We start from the raw sequence: 11,774 nt of genomic DNA on the forward strand, positions 1-11,774 counted from the left end.
TCGTTATAAAGAACGCAATATCCTTTACCCAAAAATAAAAAATAATTAAAGGGATTCAAGCGAAACAAAAAACCATCATTCCTTTTAAGGTAATGATGGTTTTTCAAGTTTACAGTGGAATCATTTTCACCGTCGACTTCAGCTTACTCAAAAAATAATAAACCATGTACTAATTTTGGTTTGACATTTCGGGTTACAAAATGTTCATTGAATGTAAAAAAATACAAATAAAAACCTTGTCCCCTAATCGGCAAGGTTTTTTTATTTTTCATATGTGATATTTTCTATTTCAATCCTGAAGGGTGCAGCCTCACAAATATTAATTCCCCTATCCAGATTCACCTTTTCCATTTCACTTGCATCCGGGATTGTTTTTTCATCGTGAATAAAATGTTCGACCATGGCTTCCAACAGTTCTTGAGCACAAGCTAAGGCATCTACCCGATTCCTACCGCTAACGGAAGAAATAATACCTTCTCGCTTAAAATCCGGGAAACAAACTTGAACGGAGAAAGAATCGATAATCAACGGGTGCTTTTCATAATAGAATACGGCTGGATACTCAAAGATTTGAATGGTCAAAATATCATCCCTTCATACAATATTTAGATTTTTAAATTAATTATAACATGAATTTCCATTTTTTATAGGTTTAATTTACTTTTCTTTGTTTGTCAAGTTACATTCAATAGGTTGTTATGTCCGTACTTACTGCGAAATAAAAAAACACAAAGAAGATCAGGATCACGACAACATTCAAGATTATTCCAATAATGCTGCACACTTTTCCAGCTGTCACTAATCCATTTCCAGATTCACCAGTAAGCTTAATTTCTTGTTTACTCTTCGATGCAAATATTAAACCTAGAATACCTAATATGATGCCTATGAATGGAATTAACAGTGATAATACCCCCATGATCAATGCTACAATCGCTTTGCTATTGCTTTGTTTGATTTCCGACATATATTCCACCTTCTTTCTTCCTTTATATATACGGTTAGTAAAAGGAAAAGATTCGTTTTTTGTGAACTTATACATCTAATATTCCAGATGATTTCAGAAATCCGCTCCCTTTCCATTGTCTGCCAATCCTTCTCGCCGCAAGCATCTAGCGGTGTCTCATCTAGCCAGTTATTCGGTAGTTGTGTCGCAAATTCTTCAAGCTGGTTGGGGACTCATCCCTATTAAAAAAAGTAAAAATTACATGAGAATATCAATGTCTTCTTTTATAACCATGGTCCGAGGTGAGATGGGATCAATCCGAACCTCCTTTTGTAGACAAGTAGAAAACGACTCATTTCTGAGTCGTTTTCTTAGGTTCGTTTCAATTCAAGTCTCTGGGCTACCAAAGAAAGACAATAGTTAACAATGAAATACATGAGAGCCACCAGGATCAAAATAGGTATTAAGTACTTTTGACTTTGTCCATATATGATTTGACCATGATGAGTCAGTTCCGGTAAAGAGATGACAACAGCTAAAGAGGTATCCTTTAATAATGAAATGAATTGGCTGACAATAGGAGGAACCATGCGGCGCAGCGCTTGGGGCAGAATAATATGTATCAATGCCTGTGTATAGCTCAAGCCTGATGAACGGGCAGCTTCCATTTGGCCTTTATCAATCGATTTAAGCCCACTTCGAATGACTTCAGAAAGCATGGCAGACTCGAAAATTGTCAAGGCAACAATGGCTGCTGGAATGATTTCCAGTTTAATTCGCACCTCCGGCAAAGCAAAATACGTAAAAAATATTATTAATAACAGCGGTAAATTACGTACCGTTTCTACAATCAGAGCTAATATTTGTGATAACACCGGCACCTTTGCATAACGGATTATACCTACAAGCCCGCCAATAATGAAACTTAGAATAATGGATATAAAAGCTACCTGGAGCGTTACCCAAAATCCTTCTAATAAAAACTTTAGATTATCTGGTGTATAGGCACCTGCAAAATCCATATCATATACCTCCCTCAATTACTCCTAGCCAGACGTTTTTCCAAATAACCAACGCCAAAACTTAAAGGAATGGTAAGTATTAAGTAAAACGCTGCAACGAAAATGTACACATCAAACACGACAAATGTCCTTGAAGAAATCAAATCCCCGTGGTACATAAGATCGAGTCCTGCTACGACGGCTAAAATGGAAGAATTCTTAACTAGATTGATAAATTGGTTCCCTAAAGGAGGTATGACTATTTTAACGGCCTGTGGCAATATGACGAGCCTCATTGCCTGCCCATATGTCAGACCTGATGAACGGGCAGCTTCCATTTGACCCTTTGGCACGGAAAGTATGCCCGCCCGAATTGCCTCAGCTATGAAAGATGAAGTGTAAATGGTCAAGGCCAATGTCCCTGCGTATAGACCGCTTAGTTTAAGACCAAGAAAGAGGAAAAAGGTAATGATCAATAACGGTATATTCCGAATGAACTCGACATAGGCGGTACCCAGCCAGTTTAGTGGCTTTACCGGCGCAATCCGCATGATAGCAATAAGCACACCAAGAATCAAACTCGCTATCAACGCAATCAGACTCGACATGATCGTATTTCTAAAGCCTAATAAATACATATCCAGGTTCTCTGTTAAAATGGAGAAATCAAGCACGGCGTACACTCCTTTAACTAGTAAGGATGAGCAAAACGCTCATCCTCACAGACAAATGTTCAAATGTTATTTAAGGTCAGCTTCCCTTATACATTTGCTAAAATGTTTAATGTTTAATCCATTTATCATGGATTTCATCGTACTTGCCTGAATCTTTAAGTGACTTAAGGGCTTTATTCAACTCGTCAACAAAGTCAGCATTTCCTTTTTTCACGGCAATTCCATAAGGCTCTTCCGTAAATGTACCGCCAACAAGTACATAACTTGGATCTTCATCCGCCATTCCATAAAGGATGGAATCATCCGTGGTCAAAGCATCCCCTTGTCCGGATTTAAGTGCAGCGAACGCTTCGGAATAGTTTTCAAATTCAAGCACTTGTGCTTCAGGAGCTTTTTCACGGATATTTATGGAAGAAGTAGAGCCCTTGACGGCCAATACCTTTTTCCCTTTTAAGCTATCAATATCTTTAATATCGCTGCCCTTTTTGACTAACAAAGATTGTCCGGCATCGAAGTAAACATCAGTGAAGTCAACTTCTTTTTTACGATCTTCCGTGATCGTCATGGTCGCTACAATCGCATCGATATCACCATTATTCAATAATGCCATCCTTGTCTTAGAAGTCACTTCTTTAAATTCAACTTTATTCTCATCACCAAGGATTTCTGCCGCAAGAGCTTTGGCGATATCAATATCAAAGCCTTCTACATCTCCAGTTTTAGGGTTTTTCAGTCCGAATAGCCTTGTATCATTTTTCACCCCAAAAACGATCTTATCCTTTTCCTTCACTTGTGCGAGAACATCTTTTTCTTTGTCTTTACCTCCACCCTCTTCAGCTTTGTCTGAATCATTCCCCCCGCCGCATCCAGCTAATAAGATGACAGCCAGTAATGATAGCAAAGATAATTTTAACCATTTCTTTTTCTTCAACATACAATTCACCCCTGTTTTTTATTTAATGATTTAATATACGGCTAAGGAATAAACGAGCCCTCTCTTCACGAGGATTGGCGTAAAACTCAGCCGGTGATGCCTCTTCCAAAACCCTGCCATCGTCCATGAATACGATTCGATCCGCTACTTCACGGGCAAATCCCATTTCGTGCGTAACCACCACCATCGTCATTCCTTCATGGGCAAGGGCTTTCATCACATCCAGTACCTCGCCGATCATTTCTGGATCCAAGGCTGAGGTAGGTTCATCAAATAGCATGATTTCAGGCCCCATTGCCAAACCTCTGGCAATCGCTACCCGTTGTTGCTGTCCACCTGAAAGCTGGGAAGGAAATGAATTCGCTTTATCTCCAATCCCCACTTTGTCCAAATACTTTAGTGCAATCTTTTTCGCTTCCTCTTCGGATTGTCCTAAAACCTTCCTGGGGGCAAGCATGATATTCTCGAGCACGGTTTTATGAGGATACAAGTGAAAATGCTGGAAAACCATACCGATATTCCGACGGAGTTTGTTTATGTCCGTTTTTTTATCCGCTACATTTGAACCATTTATGGAAAGGGAACCTTCCGAAATGGTCTCTAGACGATTAATGCATCGAAGCAGTGTACTTTTCCCTGATCCGGACGGTCCTATGACCACTACCACTTCCCCCTTCTTAATTGTAAGATTAATCTCTTTCAATACATGGAAATCGCCATAAAACTTATTCACTCGGTCAAAAACTATCATAATTAGCCCCCCGCCCATAATCAATCTTCCAAAACTGAAAGTTTGTAATAATCAGAATTATAAAAGCGTAATATAGCATTCTCCTAACTCGAATCAAACTTTATGTATAAATCTTACTTGCAATATTATTTCCCAATATTTCGAGAGTGATAGTAAAACGACCATTTTATTGTTATTTTAAACTAGTAATTTAAATAATATATTCAATATTCACACTTTTTATTATATAAAATTTTTCTTAAAATTACCATTAAAACTTTAATTTGTTAAAAATGATATCATATTCCATGATATTATTGCTATATTTCATAAAACTGATAAGTATAAACTGTTAATCCCCAAACCATTCCCTCTTTTTGTAAAAAATCATTTATTTCCCGTAAGCACAACGAGCTTTTGTAAATCAGCACGAAAAAAAAGACAGCTATTGCTGTCTTTTTCATCATTCCTTTAACGCATCTTCAAATGGCGCTGAATATAAACCTCTTGGCGCCAGCATATCCGTATCCGATTCACGGATTTCCCCACCGAGAGTATATGAACCTGCTGGAAAATAATCAAACATTTCACTTTCCTTATGTATGATCAAGAAATAATCGAATAAATCATCCATAAGCTCCTGATGTTCATCTATTTTCATGATTTCGCCACATTCATCAATTTCAAAGTTTTCATTAATCGCAGCTTGAAGTTCCTCGTTATTTGAATACACGATATAAAAATCGACATCCCCGCACTCCATGCATAGCAAGAGTTTTTCTTCTAGTGCTTCTTCATAGGTTTTCAGAACGATTTCCTTTAAAATGGCATCAATCTTTCCAGTATTAATCAGTTTAATTTTAGTCTGGAACACAATACCCCTCCAATCAAATACAGCATTTAAAAAAGTAAACGCCAGTTAAACAAGCTCACCCTTTAATATAAATGAATTGTTGAAGATCTTTTCCCAATCAACATATAAATCCAAGTCCTTAAGTTCGTTTACTAACCGCTATGTGAACCTAGCCCAAGTTTTGGTCATCAAGGGCAATACATGCACTCTGTCCGGATCCCGTTTTTTAATCAGCTAGGAATCCTCTGCTTCGTGCATATCATATGTTTGCCCATATAATTAGAATCATAATCTTCTATAATACAAAGAAAAAGATGATTGGAAGCGTAATCAGGCTTAATGATGTACTTATGAAAGTAGCACTTGATACGAATTCAGGCTCCGTATTGAATTGGAGCGCATACATCGTAGTGTTGGCCGCCGTTGGCATGGCAGCTACGATGATCATGATGTGCCTGACCATTTCACCCACTGGTAAGGTAAGTGATAACAGGAAGGCAATGGCTGGTGAAACGGCAAGTTTAAGTAGCAGCGAAACTGATAGCTTTCGATAGGCAATCTTTTTCAGGGAAATGTTGGCCAGCTGCATTCCCAGTGTAATCATGATTGTTGGGATCGCTGCATTTGCAACAAGATTAATAGCTTCCATAACCGAATTGCTTAAAGGTATGTTAACGAACTGAAATACTGTACCCGCAATGGCTCCATAAACAATTGGCATCCGACATACTGCTTTAATCGCTGTTTGGACTCCGTTACCTTCCGGGCTGCCCTTTGCTGCGAAATAAATGCCTATCGTGCACATCACTAACTGCTGTCCCACCATAAGGATGATTGCATAATCGAGTCCTACGGCTCCGAATAACAGGAAAATGACAGGTGTTCCGTAATTCCCGTTATTCATGAATGCCGATGCCAATATCATGCCGCTTGTTTCAGTGACTGTATAATTGCGGAAAAAAGATATGATGTAGACTACCAGAATGAGAGAAAGACAAAGTACTATCGTGAATAAGAATAGATAAAAATAATTAATCGTAAATTCTGCGGAATAAAAAGTTCGGAATACAAGGAAAGGTGACATTAAATATAATGCCATCGTGGAAATCGATTTCGTATCAAGTTTAAACTTTTTCTGACCGATGAAACCTAAAACAAATATACCGAATATCGGTAAAAGAACTCCCAAAAACCCCATGCATATCACCTTCATAATTCTAATGATTTTCTTCTAACAATATCAGTTTTATAATTATTTGTAAAAATTCTTTTAAACCACTTTTGATTGCACGTCATATATTCTAACGCAAAATGAATTTTCTTTATTTTCAGAAAATAACACTCTATTTCCCAATGCGTATGGTATATTGTTTATTATATTTACGTTAATAAACGTAACATCAACACTTTTTGGTTATTAATATATGAAGGGGTGTTTTTTAGTGGATGTAAAATTCATGGAGATGGCTGTTCGGCTTGCATATGAAAATGTTGTGGCAAAGAACGGGGGACCTTTTGGTGCTATAATCGTTAAAGATGGCAAAGTCGTAGGCAGAGGATGTAATAATGTGACAACGGCCAATGATCCTACAGCTCACGCCGAAGTGCAGGCGATTCGTGATGCATGCAGGAATCTCGACAGCTTCCAGCTCACAGATTGTGAAATTTACACTAGCTGCGAACCTTGCCCCATGTGCATCGGTGCTATTTATTGGGCACGTCCAAAAGCCATTTATTACGCATGTACTAAAGAAGACGCTGCACTTATTGGCTTTGATGATCACTTTATATACCAGGAACTTGCCCTGCCAATGGAAAAACGCACGATAAAAATGGAACAACTGTCTTTTAATGACCACGAATTACCATTCCGAACATGGGAAACCAATACTGAAAAATTGAAATATTAACCGGTTATATTTTTTCCAAAGGGGTTACGCATATGAAAAAAAACTTACTTAAAAGGAGAATAGACGTTGCTGCAGGGAGAACGCCTGCAGATTGCGTCATTAAGAACGGACAAATCATAGATGTTTTCAATGGTGATATCTATACAGGCGACATTGCTATCGTCGATGGTTTTTTTGCTGGAATTGGGCGTTATGAGGGTATTTCAGAAATAGATGCAGCAGGAAAATTCGTGTGCCCTACATTCATTGATGGCCATGTCCATATTGAATCTTCGATGGTAAGGCCATCCGAACTCGCAAAAATCCTCCTTTTACATGGTGTGACCAGCATTATTGCAGACCCTCATGAAATTGCCAATGTTTCTGGCAAAATGGGCATGGAATATATGATTGATCAATCCGATCAACTTCCTTTTGACTTTTACTTCATGATGCCTTCTTGTGTACCTGCTACGGAGTTTGAACATTCTGGTGCTGTCTTAAGAAGTGAAGATTTAATTCCGTTTTATCAAAACCCGAGAGTGCTCGGTTTAGCCGAAGTCATGAATTTCCCGGCCGTTTCACATACGGAGGAGGATATGCTTCAAAAAATATACGATGCTAATAGACTAGGCAAAAGCATCGATGGCCATGCGGCAGGATTATCCGAACAACAGCTCGATGTTTATATGTGTGCAGGCATTAAAACGGATCATGAATGCACTACAGCGGAAGAGGCAAAAGAAAGACTGCGTAAAGGAATGTATCTTATGATCAGGGAAGGTACCGTTGCCAAAGACTTAAAAAACCTGATTCCAGTTATTAATGAGAAGAACTCCCGCCGTTGTTTATTCGTCACCGATGACCGGCACCTTGACGATATTGTATCTGAAGGTAGTATCGATCACAACGTTCGACTTTCCATAAAAACAGGTGTCCCGCCAATTACCGCCATTCAAATGGCGACCATTAATGCAGCTGAATGTTTTGGCTTAAAAGAAACTGGTGCCATAGCACCTGGATACAAGGCAGACTTCCTTATATTGGATGATCTTGATTCAGTCATCATCCACTCGGTCTTTAAAGAGGGAAAGCTTATCGTTCAAAATAATCGTTTACTTAACTTTCCACCTGAAAAGGAACAGGTCATTGACGACGGGTTGAAGCACTCCGTTCAATTTCATGAAATAACGGAGAATGATTTGGCGATACCTTTTAAAAATAAGTTCGCTAATATTATTGAGATAACTCCAAACAGCTTGATTACAAAGCATTCGATTGAACCGGTTACACTGAATCAGGATGGGCTATTCCGGTTCTCCGAACATGTTGATCATATAAAACTTGCTGTAATTGAACGGCATCATATGACCAAACAAGTAGGTCTAGGAATCGTCAAAGGGCTCGGTTTGAATTCAGGCGCAATTGCCACGACAGTAGCTCATGATTCACATAATTTGATCATTGCCGGGACGAATGATCAAGATATGCTTATGGCAGCAAATGAAATAAAAAAATGCAGGGGGGATTGGCCGTAATCCAAAATGGGGAAATACTCGCTTCACTTCCCCTTCCGATAGCTGGATTGACGAGCGGATGGAATTATATGGATGTAGTTCGTTCATTGAAAAAAATCGATGGAGCCCTATTGAAACTGGGTGCCAACAGGCATTTCAACCCTTTCCTTACACTTGCATTTTTGGCGTTGCCTGTCATCCCTGAAATTAAACTGACGGATCAGGGTTTATTTTCAGTTTCTGAGTTTAGGTATATTCCTATCGAAGCATCAAAGCCAGTCGATAAAACTTGACCCCCTAGTAGGGGTTTTTTTCTTCTCATCCCAGTAATTTCTATATGAATCAGGTTCCAACTCTACTTAAACGGGGAAAAGGATATAATGGGTATCATCTATGTTAAAATAAAATTAAACACAAATCTTTCTTGGAGGAGATAAATATGGCAAAACATGATCAACAAACCATAATTGGATACATAGGCACTTACACAAAAGGAAACAGCAAAGGTATTTACCGCTTCACTTTAGATACAGCAGAAGGAAAACTCAGTACACCGGTACTTGCAGCAGAATTAACCGATCCGACTTATGTCGCCATCAGCCAGGACAAGAAGAATCTCTACGCCATTTTAAAAGAAGCGGGCAGCGGTGGAGTTTCAGCCTATTCGATCAAGGAAGAATCAGGTGAGCTTACCTTCTTGGGCAAACAACTGACACCAAATGGCTCTTCCTGCCATATAAGTGTCGACAGCAAGAAACAGGTCTTGGTCACTTCCAGTTATGGAGAAGGCGTGATTGAATCATATCCGCTTCATGACGATGCGACCCCTTTGCCCGTATCATCCACTGTTCAGCATGAGGGTCAAGGACCGAATGAAGAACGTCAGGAAAAAGCGCACACTCACTTCGCCGGGTTCACACCGGATGAAAGGTTCATTGCTGTAGTCGACCTAGGAATAGATAAAGTAATAACCTATAAAATAGATAATGGGGTTTTGGAAGAAGTAAACAGCTTATCTGTTGCTCCCGGCAGCGGACCACGGCATTTGACCTTCCACCCAAACGGAAAATTTGCGTATGTTATGGCAGAGCTTGTACCAGAAGTCATTGTTTTGAGCTTCGATAGTCAAACCGGAAGCTTTTCTGAAGTACAAACGGTTCGGTCCGTTCCGGAAGATTTCAAGGAAAATAACCAAGGAAGCGCCATTCATATTACTGATGACGGGCAATTCATATATGCCGCGAACCGCGGACATGATAGTATTGCCGTTTACCAAATCAATCAAGAAACTGGTAAACTGGCATTCGTGGAACTGGTTTCTACCGAAGGACATTGGCCACGTGATTTTTCATTGGATCCTAGCGGAAAATTTCTGATCGCTTCAAATGAACAATCAGGAAACCTGACACTATATTCCCGGAATGAACATGACGGAAAGTTAACATTATTGCAAAAAGATGTTCAAGTTCCCTTCCCTGTTTGCGTAAAATTCTTATAATCGATAATAAAAAAGGATTGAAGCTTGTACCACAGCTTCAATCCTTTTTTATTATCCTTCATTAATTCCATTTCTCCGCCATTTCGGGAAAATCTATATATGGGTTACGATTACCCTGCATTTCATGTATAGCCTGGTTTCTATGTTTTTCATAAGTGCTGACCGGAAAAAGCCGATGCCATTCCATAAGCAGCTCCAGGTCAATATTGCCGCTATCGATGATGCCCTCATATCTGAGTAAAAAGTACAAATTAGCCCTCGCCACGATGCCTTTTCCGTATTCAGGCTCGAATTTACCCTCCTCTGATTTCCCGCAACCCGCTTTTATACCGGCAGCCGATTTCTCAGGGATATAATCCTGAAAATCATGGTACGGATAGTTACTCCGGCTACTGTTACAAGTTGGTTCACAGGCAAATAGATGATGCAAATCCCCCCTCATCGGTTCTTTTTTAGCGAACCATGATTGAGGTACGACATGTTCACAATTAACGAGAATGTTCTCCGTATTTGTTGATTCTATGCCTCTTGACACCAATTCTAGTATACGGATATCTTCCTCAATTACTCGTACAGGATCCATCCCTTTACCGGAATACAGACTTTTCAACTGGCCATTTTCCTGTAAGTCCACCCAAGGGTAAACATGACGATGTGGTGAGTAGTTCAGCTGGTTCTTATGGGTTGCCACAAGTAGCTCCTTCAATCCTTCCCGGTCCAAGGAACCATCTTTATAGTATGCTAGCTTAAGTTCCTGATCTTTGGTTTCATCATAGTATTCGCGGTTTTCATTGAAGTTCACAAGTGCAGCCATTGCCATTTCCCGTTCTTTTTCAAGTACTTCAAAACTATACTTCATCCACTCATCCCCCGCTTCTATTAAAACCTAACTTTTACCATAATTTTAGTTTAATAGAAATCCATCGAGAAAAAAAGGTCCTTTAGAAGGGTCTAACGAAGAATTTCAATAAAATGGGTAAGGATTTTCGCCGTCATTCCCCAGATTACCCGATCATTAAATAAGTAAAAATATTCTTCCATCTGTTTTGGCTGCCATTTATAATTCTCCCCGCCAACGACTAAATCATGGGGGAAGTTGTCATGCGGTTCCACCTTATATTTGACATGATAAATCTCTGGCGGTTTTTCCATGAAAAAGGATAGCGGGACCGTAAAAACGGTTTCTACCTCAGCTGGATTAGGTATTATCCGTTGATGGTTACGAACAAATCCTGCATATGGATAGATAATCATCCCAAATGGAGATACCAAATAATCGATTGGAAAGACATTATCGATATCTTCTTTTCTCAAATTAAGTTCCTCATATGTTTCCCTTAGCGCAGCCGCCTGTTCATCATGGTCCAATTTGTCTATCTTCCCGCCCGGAAAACATATATCCCCCGGCTGCCTTCTCAGTTTGTGTGAACGCTCTTCGAAAAGAACATGAATTCCATCTTCTTTCTCTATAAGCGGTACCAATACAGCATACTTAGAAAAATTTCCACTCCCTAAAATTTCAGGGATATGTAATGTCAGTTTTTTTGTTATATCTTCATTATTCATGTCCCTCACCTCTTCTGCCTGATAGTATTGATTTTCTGCCAGTCCTTATCATTCCATTTTCGAACATCCGCTATAACTAAGCAAGGAAAACGATTCCAAAATGTCCCCTAAGTTCGCAATAGAATCCTTTTCCACTTATTCTTCCTAGATCATTGCAAAAAGCACC

General features: G+C 39.3%; 12 protein-coding genes and 1 pseudogene. 3 read left to right on the forward strand and 10 right to left on the reverse strand.

Going from position 1 to position 11,774, the window contains the following annotated elements:
* Positions 1-261: 261 nt before the first annotated feature.
* The 8 genes from J7J00_RS16100 to J7J00_RS16135 form a co-directional block, all read right to left on the reverse strand.
* On the reverse strand, positions 262-582 hold the full coding sequence (locus J7J00_RS16100; RefSeq protein WP_214792126.1) for a hypothetical protein: 321 nt from the start codon (positions 580-582) through the stop codon (positions 262-264).
* 103 nt (positions 583-685) lie between these two features.
* The gene (locus tag J7J00_RS16105; RefSeq protein WP_286201399.1) at positions 686-1,042 is read right to left on the reverse strand and encodes a DUF4190 domain-containing protein; all 357 of its coding nucleotides are present in this window, start codon (positions 1,040-1,042) and stop codon (positions 686-688) included.
* A gap of 275 nt (positions 1,043-1,317) precedes the next feature.
* Complete coding sequence (locus J7J00_RS16110; RefSeq protein ID WP_098369524.1) at positions 1,318-1,968, reverse strand: amino acid ABC transporter permease; 651 nt, start codon at positions 1,966-1,968, stop codon at positions 1,318-1,320.
* A 14-nt stretch (positions 1,969-1,982) separates the two neighbouring features.
* Positions 1,983-2,621: an amino acid ABC transporter permease gene (locus tag J7J00_RS16115; protein ID WP_214792128.1), complete on the reverse strand. Its 639-nt coding sequence runs from the start codon at positions 2,619-2,621 to the stop codon at positions 1,983-1,985.
* Between the two features lie 106 nt (positions 2,622-2,727).
* Entirely contained in the window at positions 2,728-3,555 is an 828-nt protein-coding gene (locus J7J00_RS16120; protein WP_214792130.1) for a transporter substrate-binding domain-containing protein, read from the reverse strand.
* Between the two features lie 22 nt (positions 3,556-3,577).
* On the reverse strand, positions 3,578-4,306 hold the full coding sequence (locus J7J00_RS16125) for an amino acid ABC transporter ATP-binding protein (RefSeq protein ID WP_214792132.1): 729 nt from the start codon (positions 4,304-4,306) through the stop codon (positions 3,578-3,580).
* A gap of 442 nt (positions 4,307-4,748) precedes the next feature.
* Entirely contained in the window at positions 4,749-5,159 is a 411-nt protein-coding gene (locus J7J00_RS16130; RefSeq protein WP_214792134.1) for a hypothetical protein, read from the reverse strand.
* A gap of 274 nt (positions 5,160-5,433) precedes the next feature.
* Entirely contained in the window at positions 5,434-6,336 is a 903-nt protein-coding gene (locus J7J00_RS16135) for an AEC family transporter (protein WP_214792339.1), read from the reverse strand.
* 226 nt (positions 6,337-6,562) lie between these two features.
* Here J7J00_RS16135 and J7J00_RS16140 point away from each other — a divergent pair, with 226 nt between their 5' ends.
* From J7J00_RS16140 to J7J00_RS16150, 3 genes and pseudogenes are all read left to right on the forward strand, one after another.
* Positions 6,563-7,048, forward strand: coding sequence for a nucleoside deaminase (locus J7J00_RS16140; protein WP_214792136.1), 486 nt, complete (start codon positions 6,563-6,565; stop codon positions 7,046-7,048).
* 32 nt (positions 7,049-7,080) lie between these two features.
* Positions 7,081-8,837, forward strand: a pseudogene (gene ade, locus J7J00_RS16145) (adenine deaminase).
* A 146-nt stretch (positions 8,838-8,983) separates the two neighbouring features.
* Positions 8,984-10,042, forward strand: coding sequence for a lactonase family protein (locus J7J00_RS16150; protein WP_214792138.1), 1,059 nt, complete (start codon positions 8,984-8,986; stop codon positions 10,040-10,042).
* Positions 10,043-10,103: 61 nt separating this feature from the next.
* Here J7J00_RS16150 and J7J00_RS16155 read toward each other — a convergent pair whose 3' ends face one another.
* Entirely contained in the window at positions 10,104-10,901 is a 798-nt protein-coding gene (locus J7J00_RS16155) for an endonuclease I family protein (protein WP_214792140.1), read from the reverse strand.
* 92 nt (positions 10,902-10,993) lie between these two features.
* Positions 10,994-11,608 carry an NUDIX hydrolase gene (locus J7J00_RS16160; RefSeq protein WP_214792142.1) on the reverse strand — a complete coding sequence of 205 codons (615 nt, stop codon included), beginning with the start codon at positions 11,606-11,608 and terminating at the stop codon, positions 10,994-10,996.
* Positions 11,609-11,774 lie beyond the last annotated feature (166 nt).

The organism is Bacillus sp. ISL-4 (assembly GCF_018613275.1).
Lineage (GTDB): Bacteria > Bacillota > Bacilli > Bacillales > DSM-1321 > Peribacillus > Peribacillus simplex_E.